The sequence below is a fragment of the Streptomyces sp. NPDC001678 genome (assembly GCF_042892945.1).
GTDB lineage: Bacteria > Actinomycetota > Actinomycetes > Streptomycetales > Streptomycetaceae > Streptomyces.
Window position 1 is genome coordinate 143,179 of the sequence record NZ_JBIAUP010000010.1, and the last position, 13,978, is coordinate 157,156.

14 protein-coding genes are annotated in these 13,978 nt (G+C 72.9%); 7 read left to right on the top strand and 7 right to left on the bottom strand.

The genetic code is table 11. The annotated features are described in order from the left end of the window. Positions 1–58 precede the first annotated feature (58 nt). Positions 59–2,227 carry a UvrD-helicase domain-containing protein gene (locus tag ACFYZR_RS21615; protein WP_391912617.1) on the bottom strand — a complete coding sequence of 723 codons (2,169 nt, stop codon included), beginning with the start codon at positions 2,225–2,227 and terminating at the stop codon, positions 59–61. Between the two features lie 156 nt (positions 2,228–2,383). Between ACFYZR_RS21615 and ACFYZR_RS21620 the strand changes: the two genes are divergently transcribed. Further along, the gene (locus tag ACFYZR_RS21620; RefSeq protein WP_391912619.1) at positions 2,384–4,144 is read left to right on the top strand and encodes a hypothetical protein; all 1,761 of its coding nucleotides are present in this window, start codon (positions 2,384–2,386) and stop codon (positions 4,142–4,144) included. 150 nt (positions 4,145–4,294) lie between these two features. Here ACFYZR_RS21620 and ACFYZR_RS21625 read toward each other — a convergent pair whose 3' ends face one another. From ACFYZR_RS21625 to ACFYZR_RS21640, 4 genes are all read right to left on the bottom strand, one after another. Next, positions 4,295–6,388, bottom strand: a complete 2,094-nt coding sequence (locus ACFYZR_RS21625) for an NB-ARC domain-containing protein (RefSeq protein WP_391912621.1) — start codon at positions 6,386–6,388, stop codon at positions 4,295–4,297. Positions 6,389–6,547: 159 nt separating this feature from the next. Then, a complete protein-coding gene (locus ACFYZR_RS21630; protein ID WP_391912623.1) occupies positions 6,548–6,853 on the bottom strand; it encodes a chaplin in 306 nt (101 codons plus the stop codon). 82 nt (positions 6,854–6,935) lie between these two features. Beyond that, on the bottom strand, positions 6,936–7,175 hold the full coding sequence (locus ACFYZR_RS21635) for a chaplin (RefSeq protein ID WP_391912625.1): 240 nt from the start codon (positions 7,173–7,175) through the stop codon (positions 6,936–6,938). Between the two features lie 149 nt (positions 7,176–7,324). Then, positions 7,325–7,564, bottom strand: coding sequence for a chaplin (locus ACFYZR_RS21640; protein WP_391912627.1), 240 nt, complete (start codon positions 7,562–7,564; stop codon positions 7,325–7,327). Between the two features lie 226 nt (positions 7,565–7,790). Between ACFYZR_RS21640 and ACFYZR_RS21645 the strand changes: the two genes are divergently transcribed. Further along, positions 7,791–8,459 (top strand): 4'-phosphopantetheinyl transferase, encoded by a 669-nt coding sequence (locus ACFYZR_RS21645; protein ID WP_391912629.1) that lies wholly within the window; start codon positions 7,791–7,793, stop codon positions 8,457–8,459. Positions 8,460–8,566: 107 nt separating this feature from the next. On the opposite strand, the gene ACFYZR_RS21650 is transcribed toward ACFYZR_RS21645, so the two are convergent. Further along, entirely contained in the window at positions 8,567–9,547 is a 981-nt protein-coding gene (locus ACFYZR_RS21650) for a polyprenyl synthetase family protein (RefSeq protein ID WP_391912631.1), read from the bottom strand. 261 nt (positions 9,548–9,808) lie between these two features. Between ACFYZR_RS21650 and ACFYZR_RS21655 the strand changes: the two genes are divergently transcribed. The 4 genes from ACFYZR_RS21655 to crcB (ACFYZR_RS21670) are packed head-to-tail and all read left to right on the top strand — an operon-like array spanning position 9,809 to position 12,253. Beyond that, positions 9,809–11,065 carry a styrene monooxygenase/indole monooxygenase family protein gene (locus ACFYZR_RS21655; protein WP_391912633.1) on the top strand — a complete coding sequence of 419 codons (1,257 nt, stop codon included), beginning with the start codon at positions 9,809–9,811 and terminating at the stop codon, positions 11,063–11,065. Between the two features lie 14 nt (positions 11,066–11,079). After that, complete coding sequence (gene crcB / locus ACFYZR_RS21660; protein ID WP_391912635.1) at positions 11,080–11,553, top strand: fluoride efflux transporter CrcB; 474 nt, start codon at positions 11,080–11,082, stop codon at positions 11,551–11,553. After that, positions 11,550–11,900 carry a DUF190 domain-containing protein gene (locus tag ACFYZR_RS21665; RefSeq protein WP_391912637.1) on the top strand — a complete coding sequence of 117 codons (351 nt, stop codon included), beginning with the start codon at positions 11,550–11,552 and terminating at the stop codon, positions 11,898–11,900. Before crcB (ACFYZR_RS21660) ends, ACFYZR_RS21665 begins: the two co-directional genes overlap by 4 nt. Next, positions 11,897–12,253, top strand: coding sequence for a fluoride efflux transporter CrcB (gene crcB, locus ACFYZR_RS21670; RefSeq protein ID WP_391912639.1), 357 nt, complete (start codon positions 11,897–11,899; stop codon positions 12,251–12,253). The genes ACFYZR_RS21665 and crcB (ACFYZR_RS21670) overlap by 4 nt, the downstream gene beginning before the upstream one ends. A 9-nt stretch (positions 12,254–12,262) precedes the next feature. Here crcB (ACFYZR_RS21670) and ACFYZR_RS21675 read toward each other — a convergent pair whose 3' ends face one another. After that, entirely contained in the window at positions 12,263–13,162 is a 900-nt protein-coding gene (locus ACFYZR_RS21675) for a LysR family transcriptional regulator (RefSeq protein ID WP_391912641.1), read from the bottom strand. Between the two features lie 87 nt (positions 13,163–13,249). Between ACFYZR_RS21675 and ACFYZR_RS21680 the strand changes: the two genes are divergently transcribed. Continuing rightward, positions 13,250–13,978, top strand: coding sequence for a succinate dehydrogenase cytochrome b subunit (locus ACFYZR_RS21680; protein ID WP_391912643.1), 729 nt, complete (start codon positions 13,250–13,252; stop codon positions 13,976–13,978).

The window sequence follows — 13,978 nt, forward strand, 5'->3', positions numbered from 1 at the left end:
AGGTTTCGGTACGGGTGGTCTCCCCGCACGCTAGCCCGTACCGACGACCACGAGAAGATCACAATCGGGCAGGCAGCGACACCGGGTTCGCCCGGGTCACCCCGTTCGCCACGGCTTCGACCGAGCCCAGCCACAGCGTGTCCCTGGCCCGGGTCATGGCGACGAACAGCTGGGCGCGCCGGAGCTCCTCGCGTTCGAGCGCGATGCCGTCCTCGTCCGGCCCGGGGGCGTCCGTCCCGGGGGCGCCGACCGTGGTGTGACCCGGCAGGTAGACGTGTTTGAACTCCAGCCCCTTGGCGCGGCGGTAGCCGCCGACCTTCACCCCGGGCACGGGCCGGCCGTCGTAGCGCTCCAGGGGGCACTGCGGGATCCCCGCCCGGGCGAGCAGCCTCTGGTAGTGCTCGGTCTCGCGCCGGGTGGGGCACAGGACCGCCGAGTCGGGCCAGCCGGCCTCGCCGCGGCCGCGCAGGGCGGCGAGCAGGGCCTCGTCGAGCTCGGCGGGGGTCCGCAGGACGGCACGGGTGACCTGGCCGCCCCGGTAGGTGAGGTCCACGTCGCGCAGGCCGGCCAGCCGGGTGCCGTCGATGTCGTCGAAGGCGTCCTCGGCGACGACGGCGAGGGCCGCGTCCAGGATCTCCTTGGCGTTGCGGTAGTTGACGCGCAGGACCTGGCCGCGGTCGCCACGCACGTCGATCCCGGCGTCGGAGAGGCGGAAGCCGCCGGGGTAGACGGCCTGCTGGCCGTCGCCGACCAGCAGCAGGCCGTTGGGCGCGTCACCGACGAGGGCGTGCAGCAGCCGCACCCCGACGAGCGTGAGGTCCTGGACCTCGTCGGCGATGACGGCCGCGTACGGCGAACGTCCGGGCCGGGCGCGGGCCTCGGCCAGGGCGAGGCCGAGGATGTCGTTGAAGTCGTGCACGCCCCGCTCGGCGCGCACCCGCTCGTACTCCTCGTACAGCGCCCAGACCGCCTCGCGGTGGGGGCGGCGGAGGTTGGTGCGGCGGCGGTGGCGCCTGAGCGTGGCGTACTCCTCGAAGCGGGTGATGCCCCGGCCCTTGATGACGCAGTCGACCTCCTCGTGCCAATAGCGCGGCGACGGGTCGAGAGCGCCGAGCAGACTGTCGCGGCCGCGGTGTATCCAGGCCCGGTTGAACGCCGTCAGCGCGCCTTCACCGTGCAGCCGGTGGGGAATTCCGCGCTCTTCGAGGAATTTCAGCGACCAGGAATGCAGGCTGCGGAATTCGACCCGGTCGGCGACGGCCGGGGACATCGTCTTGAGGAAAGTGGCCTGGACCCGCGGCAGATTGCTGGCGAACGTCACGTACAGCACGCGTCCGGTCGTGCGCTGCGCGAGGAGTGCGGCGCGGTGCAGGGCCACGGCGGTCTTCCCCGTGCCCGCCGGGCCGCTGACCCGGGCCGGGCCCGACCAGTTGCGCCGCACCAGTGCGACCTGGGCGGGGTGGAGGAAGGTCATCCACTGCTCGACCGGGCCCCGGCGGGCGGCCTCGACAGCCGCGTCCCGCAGGCCCTCGACGTCGAACAGCGCGTCGGCCGGTTCCTGGGGTGCGTGTTCCTGGGGGGTGTGTTCCTGGGGTGCGTGCTCCGCCGAGCGCGCGCCGGAGCGTTCGGCGGGAACGGACGAGCCCTCGTACGCCGGGAAGACCCGCGCCAGATGGCAGGCGACCTCCCCCACCCGGGCCGGGGCGAGCCGGGCCCGCTCCGCCAGCAGCGCCGGCCCCACCTCGCGCTCCCCGAGCAGCCGCACCCGGCCCAGCTCGCCGCTGAACGAGCGGCCGGCGAAGACCACGACCGGCCGGACCGCCACGGGCGACATGCCGAGCTCCGCCACGGCCGCCTCGGCGAGCCGGGTCACGGCCAGCAGCTTGCCTATCTCGCCGTCGCGCCGCTGCCGGGCGGCGACGAGATGCCCGTCGGCGGTCTCCGGGGCGGCCCGCCAGTTCTTGACGTCGATGACGAACACGCCGCCGGGCCCGATCAGCAGCATGTCCACATTGGCCGTCCGCGTCCCCGGCCAGCGCCGGTCCACGAGCAGCCGCCAGCCCCGCTCGGTGAGCATCAGCAGCTGGGCGGCGACCTTGCGCTCGCCCTCGCTCGCCGCCTCCCACCGCCGGGCCTCCCGCTGCGCGGCCCTCAGCTGTTCCCGGAGCTCACGCTCGTGCCGCCGGGCCTCCTGGGCCCTGGTCGATGCCGATCCCCCAGCCGCCATGCCCCCACCCCCTCTTACCACCTACTCCCCCGAAACATGCATATATACGCAAAGTAATGATCGTACTGCGCTGCGGAACCGGCGCCCGGGAGCGAGGTATCGTCGGCCGGATGCCGAGCGCGCCCTGTACGCGCCTGATCGACAAGGAGGCTTCCGATGCCGTACGCGGGGCCGTCGCGGGGTTCCTCACGGGGTTCGTCGCGACCGTCGCACATCCTGCTGCGGGACGACGCGAGGCAGTGGACCACCGCCGAGCCGGAGCGCACGGTGCTGGGCGTCATCCACAACATCACCTCCGCGACACGGCTGTTGGACCTGCTCGCGCCCTTCGAGGGCGACAGCCGGGTGCATGTGGTGTTCACCTGCACGGGATCCTCGGCGTTCGAGAACGGAACGCGGGAATTCATGACCGCGCGCCAACTCCCTTGGATATCCTGGGAGGAAGCGAAGCGGGAGAAATTCGACCTCGCGGTGAGCAGCAGCCGGGGCGGCGAACTCCATAAGATCAACGCACCACTTGTAGGTGCGCCGCACGGCGCTGGATACAATAAAAACTTGCGCCGGGAGCCGGGAGCCGGGAGCCGGGAGCCGGGAGCCGGAAGCCGGAAGCCGGAAGCGTTCGGGCTGGATGCGGAATGGCTCACTCACGACGGGAAGCTGATCCCCTCCGCGATCGTCCTCTCCCACGACGAGCAGCGTGACCGCCTCCGCCGCGGCTGCCCCGAGGCCGTGCCCATCTCCGTCGTCGCCGGCGACCCGTGCATGGACGACCTCCGCGCCGGCCTCCCCTTCCGCTCGGAGTACCGCGCCGCCCTCGGCCTGACACCCGGCCGGAAGCTGCTCGTCCTCACCTCCACCTGGGGGCCGCGCTCCCTCCTCGGCGCGAACATGGACCTCGTCCGCCGGGCCCTGGCCGAGCTGCCGCACGACGAGTACCGCGTCCTCGCCGCCGTCCACCCCAACGTCTGGTACGGCCACGGCGGCTGGCAGCTCCGCGCCTGGCTGGCGCCGTACCTGCGGGCCGGGCTCCTCCTGCCCGCGCCCGAGACCGACACCTGGAAGGCGGCGCTGGTCGCGGCCGACGCCTTCATCGGTGACCACGGATCGCTGACCCTCTACGCCGCCGCGCTCGGTGTGCCCGGCCTGCTGGGCGCCTTCGGCGACGAGGTGGTGGCGGCCGGTTCGCCCATGGCCCGGCTGGGCGCGGCGCTGCCGCGCGTGGCGCCGGACGTACCGCTCGGGCTCCAGCTGCGCCGCGCGGCCGCTGCCCAGGCCGGCGACGAGCGGCTCGCCGCGATCGGCGGCCTCGTCACCTCCCGCCCCATGCGGGCGGCCGGACTGCTGCGCCGCCTCTACTACGAGCGCATGGAGCTCGACGAGCCGGACTCGCCCGCCGTCCCCCGGCCCGTCACCCTGCCGCTGCCGCTCCCCGCGGAGCGGTACGGGCCGGTGCCGCCGCCCATGTTCGTCGACGCCGACGTTCGGCAGGGGCCGGACGGGACGCTCGTCCTGCGCCGCTATGTCGCCGCGCTCCAGGGGGCGGTGACCGGGCATCTGACCGATCCCCACCTGGTGGTGGCGGAGGGCGAGCCCGACGGCCGGTGGACCGGTGCGGCGGATGTTGTCCTGGCCAGGGCGCCCGGGCCGCGCGAGACGTACCGCGCGGCGGCAGAGCGCGTGTTTGCCGAGCACGGGGGGTGCTGGCTGGTGGCGTTTCCCGAGCGGGACGGTGCGGCGGGGTGCGTCGCGGTCACGCGGGACGGGGGGATGTTGCGGGGGTGGTGGGAGGGGGGTGCGGCGCTGGATCTGGGGGTGGCGGCTTCGGTGCTTTACGTGGTTGCGGCGGATGCTGATGCGGAGTTGACCGTTTCGGTGCGGGTCGGGGGTGCGGAGGGGGTGCTGCGCGTGGTGGGGTGAGTTTGCCCCTGTCCCGCCCCTTCCCGTTTCCCGGGGCTTCGCCCCGGAACCCCGTTCGGGTGCCTGCCGGTGGGTCGGTTTGTGCCCACCCTCCCCCAGCTACCGCTGGGAGGTGCCCCCAGCCCTGCGGAACAATTGCCCACAAACGGGTTATGCCAGGCGTTCCCTTGCCTTTTCCACCTGCGTGCTGCCTGCCTGTTCGTACAGGGTCAGTGCTGCCCGCCAGTCCGTCTCCGCCTCCGCTCGCCTTCCCTGGGTCGCCAGGAGGTCGCCTCGGTCGAGCAGTATGTCGGCTTGCTCCTTGGGGGCGCCGCAGTCCGCGATCAGGGTGACGGCCTCGTCCAGGCCGGGCAGGGCCTCGTCCGGGCGGTCGGCCCTGAGGCGGGCCCTGGCGTGGTGCCAGAGGGACTTGGCCTCGTTGAAGCGGTCGGGGCGGCCCGGGAGTTCCGCGAACATCCGGCGGGCGCGCAGCAGCAGGTCGGCCGCCTCCTGGTGGCGGTGCCCGGCGGCGTGGGCGCGGCCCAGGTGGAAGGTGAGGAGCGCCCGGCCGCGCGGGTGGTCGAGGCCGTCCAGGGCCCGGAACGCCTGCCGGAAGTGCTCCGCCGCCTCCTCCGCCGCGCCCTCTCGGAGCGCGAGCAGGCCGAGGCCCTCCAGGGCCGAGGACGCCGTGCGGGCGTGCTCGGCGGCGGACGCCAGCCGCAGCGCTTCCCGGTAGTGGCGGCCGGCGGTCCCGGCATCGGTCGCGTCGCCCCGGTCGGCGTGGGCGAAGGCCAGCTCGTAGTGCGTACGGGCCAGCGCCAGGTCGTCCCCGCACGCCCCGGCGGCCTTCAGGCCCAGCTCGCACACCTCGATCCAGTCCCGGTGGTACTTGCGCCGGAAGAAGAACCCGCGCAGTGCCTCGGCCAGTTGCCACGCCATGGCGTACCGGCCCAGATCGTGGGCCAGCCTCGTCGCCGCCACCGCGTTGGCGCGGTCGGGTTCGAAGGCGTCCAGGGCCTCGCCGGCGTCCGCGAAATGGGAGTCACCCTCGGGCTCGGCGAACACCGGACCGTACCGCCAGCGGTCGGAGACCAGCCGCTCCACGGCCGCCGCCCGTCGCAGGTACCACTCCAGCAGACGGTCCACAGCCGGTTCGTCCGCCGCCGTGCCCACGGACCGCGCGTGGTCGTGGACGAGCCGGTGCATGCGCACCCGCCCCTCCCCGGCCGGTTCCAGGACCCGTTCCCTCACGAGCGTGCGCGCGTCGGTGTCGTTCCCGGCCAGCCGGCGCACCAGGTCGCGGGAGAACTCCGGCGTCGGGTGCGCGCCGAGCGCCCGGTAGAGCGCGGCCGGGCCGTCGGCCAGGGACAGGTGGACGGCGCCCAGCACCTGGGGGACGGAGAGGTCGTCCACTTCGAGCGCCTCCAGGCGGGTCCGGTGATCGCCGAGTTCACGGGCCAGCTCGGCGGGGTCCTCACCGAAGCCGTACAGCTCGCCCGCGCGCGCCGCGGCGATCCGTACGGCGAGCGGATAGCCGCCGCAGGCGGCGAGCACGCTCTCCAGGGCGGTCGCGCCCGGGACTGCCTCCTCACCGGCCACGGCGCGGAACAGCTCGGCGCTGGCCTTCCTGTCGAGGCTGCCCAGTGTCAGGCTGAGCATGCTCGGGTGACGGGCCTTCAGCGCGGTCAGCGGCATACGGCTGGTGACGACGACCACGCTGCCGGGGTGCGCGGGCAGCAGCGGCCGCACCTGGCCGACGTTCACCACGTCGTCCAGCAGGACCAGCAGCGGCCTGCGTGCCGTCAGCGAGCGGTAGTGGGCCTCCAGCGCGGCCTGCCCGGCCGGTCTCTCGTCCGCCCGCGTCCCCAGTTCCTGGACGAAACCCTGGAGTACGGAGTACGGGTCGAGCGGCGCCAGGTGGCCGTGCGGGCTCATGTCGGCCTGGAGCTGGCCGCCGGGGAAGTGCCGGCGCAACCGGTGCAGCCAGCGCAGGGCGGTGGCCGTCTTCCCCATGCCGCCGAGGCCGGTGAACGCCACGATCAGCGGCGTGCTCCGCGCGGCGCGGCCGGCGGCGGCGCGTTCGAGCTCGGCGAAGTACGGGTCGCGGTCGACGAACACGTCCGGTTCCGGGGCCAGCTGACGGGGTGCCCGCGCCTTCACGGCGGTGTGGTGGTGATGGTGCTGGTGGTACTGGAGGTCCCGCCCCTGCATCACCGGGCCCTGGTACGTCCCGCCCTCGATGGCGTTCCGGATGTCGTCGCCCATGCGTCCCCCCTGGCCCACCGCGGTCGTGGGCAGGATCCTACGTTCGAACGCCCCTGGCCCACAGGACGGGAAACGCGCCTGGCGTCCCCGGCCGACGGCCGGGGACGCCAGGGCGTACGACTACGGGCTCCGGGACGGAGAGCGCCCCGGAGCCAACGATCAGTGACCGCGGTGCTCGTGGTGCTCGTGCTCCTCGAATTCCTCGTGGTGCATGACGGGGTGAATGTCGCTGTTGATGCACGTGTTGCCGAACGTCGGGTTCAGCAGACCGACGATGTCGATCGAGTTGCCGCAGAGGTTGATCGGGATCTGGATCGGAACCTGGATGACGTTGCCCGAGACGACACCCGGGGAGCCGGCAGCCGCGCCGAAGGCTCCGGAGTCGGCGACCGCGCCACCGGCGAAGCCGACGAGCGTGGCACCCGCGACGGCGGTCAGCGCGACCGCCTTGACGATTCGTGACATGAGAGAGAACACCTTCGTTCGGTTGTACAGGATGGACTCCCGGCTTGCTTGAACGGGAGCCTGGATCAGCGCATGGCGGTCGTCACCCGCTGACGCAGACGTTTCCGGAGGCCGTGTTCAGCAAGCCGACGATGTCGATCGGGAAGCCGCACAGGTTGATCGGGACGTGGATCGGGACCTGGATGACGTTGCCCGAGACGACACCCGGGGAGGCGGCGGTCGCGCCGAGGGCTCCGGAGTCGGCTGCCGCACCGCCGGAGAAACCGGCGAGCGTCGCGCCCGTGACAGCGGTCAGCGCCGCCACCTTGACGATTCGAGGCATGGGGAGAGAACACCTTCGCTTGGTCGTACAGGACGGGCTCCCGGCCCGTTCGGCCGGGAGCCCGGTCCCTCTTCGGGGAATTGCACACCCTTTGTGGCTTCGGGCCGGGGAGGGTCCCGGAGCCACGGTTCAGCCACGCCGGACGGACGTCAGCCGTTGATGCAGACGTTGCCCGATGCCGCGTTGAGCAGGCCGACGATGTCGATCGAGTTGCCGCAGAGGTTGATCGGGATGTGGATCGGAACCTGGATGACGTTGCCCGAGACGACACCCGGGGAACCGACAGCTGCGCCCTTGGCTCCGGCGTCGGCGACAGCGGCGCCGGTGAAACCGGCGAGCGTGGCGCCCACGGCGGCGGTGACGACTGCTGCCCTGGCGATACGTGACATGGGGAGACACCTTTGCTTGGTCGTACGGACGAGCACCCGGTCGGTGACGGCCGGGAGCCCGGATCAACGTTTGGAGGTCGCAAAGGTTTCGTCGATGAAGCGTCCGGGTGATCCGGGGTGTGGGCCGATCAACAGAAATGGGGGTTTCCCCATGGGATGCCGAGCTGGCAGGGTTCCTTTCGTACAGACACTCCGGCCGCTTCGACCAGGGGAATGACGGGCGAAAATGATTGGGACCCTGCTGCCTTTACCGATCGAGACGGCCGAGGCATTCGCCGATCCGGCCGATGTGCCCGCGCTCTTCCCCGAGGAGGAGGCGCTGGTCGCCAAGGCCGTGGAGAAACGACGCCGGGAATTCACCACGGTGCGGAACTGCGCCCGTACGGCCCTGGGCAGGCTGGGCGTCGCGCCCGTCGCCATCGTGCCCGGCCGGCGCGGCGCGCCCCAGTGGCCCTCCGGTGTGATCGGCAGCATGACGCACTGCGCGGGCTATCGCGCGGCGGCGGTGGCCCGCGCCACCGACATTCTGACGATCGGACTGGACGCGGAACCCCATGAGCCCCTGCCCAACGGCGGGGTCCGGGAACTGGTGACGCGCCCCGAGGAACGGGGCTGGCTGACCCGGCTCGCCGCGGAGCGGCCCGAGGTGTGCTGGGACCGGCTGGTGTTCAGCGCCAAGGAAAGCGTCTACAAGGCCTGGTTTCCGCTGACGAAGCAGTGGCTGGACTTTCAGGACGCGATTCTCGAGGTCGATGCGGACGCAAAGACCTTCAGGGCGACGATTCTGACTCCGGAGCCGCTCCGGGCGGCCACCGGGGGGCGGTTGTCGGGGTTCGAGGGCCGGTGGCTCGTGCGGGACGGTCTTGTCGTGACGGCCATCGCGGTCGGCGTCTAGCCGGCCGCCCCGCCGTCGGGGTGCCCCGCGCCTTCGGCGCGGGGTTTCGCCCACCCGCCCCCGGCGATCCCGCCGACACCGCCGCCCCCATCCCGTGGACGGCACCGTCAGTCGTCCTGTGCCGCCACCCTGGCCGCGAAGGACGCCAGTTCCTCGTGCCAGCCCGTGGCCAGCGACAGACCCGCCGCGCTCCTGCACGCGTGGTCGACGAGCTCCTCGATCATCTGCTCGGCGACGTCCCGCTCCTCCGGGTCGAGCAGGATCTCCCGCAGCAGCCGGGCGTCCCACCCGTACTCCGGGCCGCCGTCGAGGAAGCCCCGTAACCGCCACGCGGCGTGCAGCGGGCGCGCGTACGCATCGTACGAGAGCCCCAGGTCCGCCCGGCCCGCGAGCGCCGCGCCCAGGCGCAGCGGGTGCCGCAGGGCGTACCAGCCCGCCGTGCAGCCGCGGTCGCAGCCGGAGACACAGCGCCCCGGCCAGGGATCCTCAAGATATTCGGCGGCCATGGCCTCCCGTGTGTACGAGCCCATGATCCGCTCCACGCGCAGCTCGTCCCAGATCCGCCGGGCCTCGCCGGGCAGCGCCAGCGCTAGCCGGTCGGCGTGGGCGAGGACGAGGTCGCCGGCGAGGGTCGCCGTGGACTCGCCGAAGCGCCGGGACTCGCCCGCCCAGCCGTTGCGCTCGTGTTCGGCGGCCCGGCCGATGTGCAAGGTGGGGATGCCCCGGCGCAGGGGCGCGTCGTCGCGGACGTCGCCGCGGATGAGGGTGGAGGTGTCGAGGAGTTCGAGGGCGACGGCGGTGTCGACGGCGATGTCGGCCGTCCGGTCCGCGGGGTCGCCGCCGGCCGCGAGGTAGCCGGTGAGGAAGATGACGGGCCGGGCCCGGTCCCCGCCGGCCGCAAGCAGCTCGGCGAGGGACTCGATGAGCTCGGCGCCGCGGGCGTCGGAGGTGCGCCGTCGCCGGTGCTCCTCCTCGAACAGGCCGCGCAGCCGTTCCTCGACGCGGTCGAGCATCTTCGCGCGCTGGAGCTGCGGCGGCACCGAGCCGGGCGGCACGGGGCGCGGCAGTGAATGGGGGCGTTTCGTCATGGTGGTGCCCTGCCTCCCTGGACCGGTGGCGGCCTTCGACCGCCCCTGACGAGCGGCGGCTCCGCTCTCGGTGGCGGAGGGTGACCGGTCGGAAGACTGCCCAGCCCGGCCCGGCGGAAGCGCCGGTTTCCTGCCAACCAGCGAGCCCGTCGCACACCGGGTGACGGTCGGCGCGGCCCTCGCGTGCCGTCTGTACAGGGCGCGCCGAGGCCTGTTACATCGGGGGCGGGCCACGGGAATCCGGCTTTTTCGGAGGCAACCATGCGCAGGATCGCGATTGTCGGCGCGGGCCAGGCGGGCCTGCAGCTGGCCCTGGGACTGCGGGAGCAGGGGTACGACGTGACCGTGTTCGCGGCCCGGACTCCCCAGGAGGTCCGGGCCGGGCGGGTGCTGTCCACCCAGCTGATGTACGGTCCGGCCCTCGCCGTGGAGCGGCGGGCGGGGCTGAATCTGTGGGACCAGCAGACCCCGGCGATCGACGGTGTGGTCATCAGCCCCGTCGATCCTCCGGGCGTCCGGGTGCCGGAGCGGGCCGTGGGGGCCCGGCTGGATGTGCCCGCCCAGTCCGTCGACCAGCGGGTGAAGACGGCGCGGTGGCTGGAGTTGTTCGAGGAGCGCGGGGGGCGGGTGGAGTACCGGTCGGTCGCCGCCGAGGAGCTGCCGGAGCTGGCCGCCGGGTATGAGCTGACCCTGCTGGCCACGGGGCACGGCCCGTTGGGGGAGGTCTTCGGGCGGGACGAGCGGCACAGCCCGTACGAGCGGCCGCAGCGCGTCCTGGCCTGTGTGTACGTCCACGGGGTGCGGCCGGATCCGGAGCTTCCGCCGTCGTTCCTGCGGCTGTCGGCGTTCCCGGGGGCCGGGGAGTTCTTCGTGCTGCCCGCGCTCACCGGCTCGGGGCCGTGCGTGATCCTGCTGTGGGAGGGGCATCCGGGCGGTCCGTTCGACTGCTGGCAAAACGTTTCCGGTCCGGGTGCGACGCTGGAGCGCACCTGGCAGCTGCTGCGCTCGTACGCGCCGTGGGAGTACGAGCTGTGCGCGCACGCCGAGCCGACGGATCCGGGGGCGGCCCTCACCGGGAGCCTCACGCCCGTGGTGCGCCACCCGGTCGCGGAGGTCGCCCCGGGCTCGTACGTCCTGGGCATGGCCGACGCGGTGGTCCTCAACGACCCGATCACCGGGCAGGGCTCCAACAACGCGGCGCGCTGCGCGGACCGGTATCTGACGTCGATCGTGGAGCGGGGCGAGCGGCCCTTCGACCGGGCGTGGATGCACGAGACGTTCGCGGGCTGGTGGGAGCACGCCCGGCACACCACGGCGTTCACCAACCTGGTGCTGGAGGCGGCCCGCCCCCGGCACTTCGAGGACGTGCTGGTGGCGGCCGCCCGGCACCCGGCGCTGGCCCACCGCTACGTCAACGGCTTCGCCGACCCGGCCGACTACCAGGAGTGGCTGATGGACGCCGACCGGGCGGAGGCGTGTCTGGCGGCGGTCGCGGGCAGGTCCGAGGCACGGCCCTGAGCTAGCCTGGCCTGATGGGCACCACGGGCGCGGCACCACCGGAGACGGTGACGGGAAGCGGGACACGGCCGCCGCGCCGCGCCTCCGCCGGTCAGGGGCCGGTCGTCGTCGCGGTGTCGCTCGGCGGTGGCCTCGGGGCCGCGGCCCGGTACGCCGCGGGGCTGGTGTGGCCGACCGCGCCGGCCGCCTTCCCCTGGACGACGCTGCTGATCAACGCGGTCGGCTGTGCCCTGATCGGGGTGCTGCTGGTGACGATCGCCGAGCTCGGCACCCCCCACCGGCTGACCCGGCCGTTCCTGGGCACGGGCGTGCTGGGCGGTTTCACGACGTTCTCCACCTACGCGGTGGATGTGCAGCGGCTGGTCACGGACGGCCGGACGGCCGAGGGGCTGGCCTATCTGGTGGCCACGCCGCTGATCGCGCTGGCCTCGGTATGGGCGGCGGCGAAGGCGACACGACGGCTGTTCGTCCCGCGGAGGGCACGATGAGACTTCAGGGCGGCGCGCTGCGGCTGACCGTGTACGTGGGCGAGTCCGACACCCACGGCCACCGGCCCCTGTACTCCGAGATCGTCCACCGGGCACACGCCGCCGGGCTGGCCGGCGCGAGCGTGTTCCGGGGCATCGAGGGTTTCGGCGCCTCCTCCCGCGTCCACACCGCCCGGCTGCTGTCGCTGAGCGAGGACCTGCCGGTGGCGGTGGTGATCGTGGACACGGAGGAGCGGGTACGGGCCTTCCTCCCGGAACTGGCGGAGCTGGTGGCCGAGGGCCTCGTCACCCTCGACCGGGTGGAGGTCGTCTCCTACCGGGGCCGTGACGGGGAGCGGCCCGCGTGAACTGGCTTCTCGTGGTGGCCGGCGCCATGGTCGGCGCACCGCTGCGCTATCTCACGGACCGCTTCGTGCAGGCCCGGCACGACTCGGTGTTCCCCTGGGGGACGTTCACGGTGAACGTCGTGGGCTGTCTGGTGCTGGGCGTGCTGACGGGCGCGGTGGACGAGCCGACGCGGCTGCTGCTGGGCACGGGCCTGTGCGGCGCGCTGACGACGTACTCCACGTTCTCCTACGAGACCCTGCGGCTGGCCGAGGACGGGGCACGGGGGTACGCGGTGCTCAACGTGGTCGCGAGCGTGGTGTGCGGGCTGGGCGCGGCGTTCGCGGGAGTGGCACTGGGGCAGGCGCTGGCATAGCCCTCGTCCTCAGTCCTCGTCCGGCGTGGCCTCCAGGTGTTCCAGCAGCACCCGGCGCAGTTCGCGGGCCGCGCGCGGCGGCGGGGCGTCCTTGCGGTGGGCGACGGCAACGGTCCGCCGCATCCGGTCGCCCTCGAAGGGGGTGACCCGCAGTCCGGAGCGGGCGGCGACCATGCCGGGGACGACGGCCAGGCCCAGCCCGGCCCGGACGAAGCCGAGCACGGCGTCCATCTCGCCGCCCTCGACGGTGAAGGACGGCTCGAAGCCCTCGGCCCGGCAGGCGGCAATGGTGATCTCGCGCAGGTCGTAGCCGCTGCGGAACATCACCATCGGCAACTCCCGCAGCTCGCCCACCCGGATCCGGCTCCGGCGGGTGGGCACGGGCGCGTCCGGCGCGGACACCACCACCAGGTCCTCGCGCAGCACCTCCGTCGTCTCCAGCGCGGGGGCGCCCACGCCGAGCGGGGTGATGATCAGGGCCAGGTCGAGCCCGCCGTCGGCCAGGCGGCGCACCAGATCCCGTGAGCCGCCCTCGTCGACGTGCAGTTCGATGCCGGGGAACCGGGCGTGGTACGTGCGCAGCACGTCCGGCACCAGGCTCGCGCACAGGCTCGGCGGTGCGCCGAGCCGGACCCGGCCGCGCCTCAGCTGGGCCACTTCCTGCACCTCGCGGTGGGCGGTCTCGGTGTCGGCGAGGATCCGGCGGGCGAGCGGCAGGAGGGCCTCGCCGGCGTCGGTCAGGGCGATATTGCCCCGCGCGCGGTGGAAGAGCTCGGCGCCCAGCTCCCGCTCCAGCGCCCTGATCTGCTGGGACAGCGAGGGCTGGGCGACGTGGAGGGCCTCGGCGGCCCGGGTGAAGTGCCGGACCTCGGCGACCGTGGCGAAGTAGCGGAGCTGCTGGAGTTGCACCTCACCACGATAAATAGGAAGAGCCTATGGAAACGAGCCCCATCATGTCTTGGACGCATCAAGGGCGTCCGGCCTAGCGTCGACGGCATGGCACTGGCGACCCGGACGGCGAAACCTCCGTCATCTCCGTCCCTCATCGGCTCCGTGTGGCGCTCGACCGTCGGCAAGAAGGCGGTCATGGCGGTCACCGGCGTGATCATGCTGGCGTATCTGGTCGCCCATATGCTGGGCAATCTCAAGGTCTTCTTCGGGGCCGGGGAGTTCAACCACTACGCGGCCTGGATCCGCACCATCGGTGAACCGTTCCTCCACCACAAGTGGTTCCTGTGGCTGGCCCGGGTGGTGCTGAGCGTCGCGGTCGTCCTCCACGGTGTGGCCGCGTACCAGCTCAGCCGCCGGGACCTCGCGGCGCGCCCGGTGAAGTACCAGGGGCGCGGGCGGGGAGGCGACCGACGGCGCGCGAGCTACGCGACCCGGACCATGCGCTGGGGCGGGGTGATCCTCGGCCTGTTCATCGTCTGGCACATCCTCGACCTCACCACCCTCACCGTGAACCCCAACGCCCAGGAGGGGCGGACGTACGAGAACCTCGTCGCCTCCTTCGACCGGTGGTACGTCTCCGCCTTCTACATCGTCGCGATGCTCGCCCTCGGGCTCCACATACGGCACGGCTTCTGGAGCGCGGCCCAGACGCTGGGTGTGGGATCGGCCCGCCGCGACCGGCTGCTCAAAACCCTCGCCAACGGCCTGGCCGCCCTGCTGACCTGCGGTTTCATCGCCGTGCCGATCGGTGTTCTGACAGGAGTCGTGAGCTGA

What these genes read in the sequence shown, in the direction of transcription:
- ACFYZR_RS21645 (WP_391912629.1), top strand. Translation starts at nt 7,791, where the DNA reads ATGATTGGGACCCTGCTGCCTTTACCGATCGAGACGGCCGAGGCATTC.
- ACFYZR_RS21615 (WP_391912617.1), bottom strand. Translation starts at nt 2,227, where the DNA reads ATGGCGGCTGGGGGATCGGCATCGACCAGGGCCCAGGAGGCCCGGCGG.
- ACFYZR_RS21680 (WP_391912643.1), top strand. Translation starts at nt 13,250, where the DNA reads ATGGCACTGGCGACCCGGACGGCGAAACCTCCGTCATCTCCGTCCCTC.
- ACFYZR_RS21650 (WP_391912631.1), bottom strand. Translation starts at nt 9,547, where the DNA reads ATGACGAAACGCCCCCATTCACTGCCGCGCCCCGTGCCGCCCGGCTCG.
- ACFYZR_RS21620 (WP_391912619.1), top strand. Translation starts at nt 2,384, where the DNA reads ATGCCGTACGCGGGGCCGTCGCGGGGTTCCTCACGGGGTTCGTCGCGA.
- ACFYZR_RS21640 (WP_391912627.1), bottom strand. Translation starts at nt 7,564, where the DNA reads ATGTCACGTATCGCCAGGGCAGCAGTCGTCACCGCCGCCGTGGGCGCC.
- ACFYZR_RS21655 (WP_391912633.1), top strand. Translation starts at nt 9,809, where the DNA reads ATGCGCAGGATCGCGATTGTCGGCGCGGGCCAGGCGGGCCTGCAGCTG.
- ACFYZR_RS21630 (WP_391912623.1), bottom strand. Translation starts at nt 6,853, where the DNA reads ATGTCACGAATCGTCAAGGCGGTCGCGCTGACCGCCGTCGCGGGTGCC.
- crcB (WP_391912635.1), top strand. Translation starts at nt 11,080, where the DNA reads ATGGGCACCACGGGCGCGGCACCACCGGAGACGGTGACGGGAAGCGGG.
- ACFYZR_RS21665 (WP_391912637.1), top strand. Translation starts at nt 11,550, where the DNA reads ATGAGACTTCAGGGCGGCGCGCTGCGGCTGACCGTGTACGTGGGCGAG.
- ACFYZR_RS21635 (WP_391912625.1), bottom strand. Translation starts at nt 7,175, where the DNA reads ATGCCTCGAATCGTCAAGGTGGCGGCGCTGACCGCTGTCACGGGCGCG.
- ACFYZR_RS21625 (WP_391912621.1), bottom strand. Translation starts at nt 6,388, where the DNA reads ATGGGCGACGACATCCGGAACGCCATCGAGGGCGGGACGTACCAGGGC.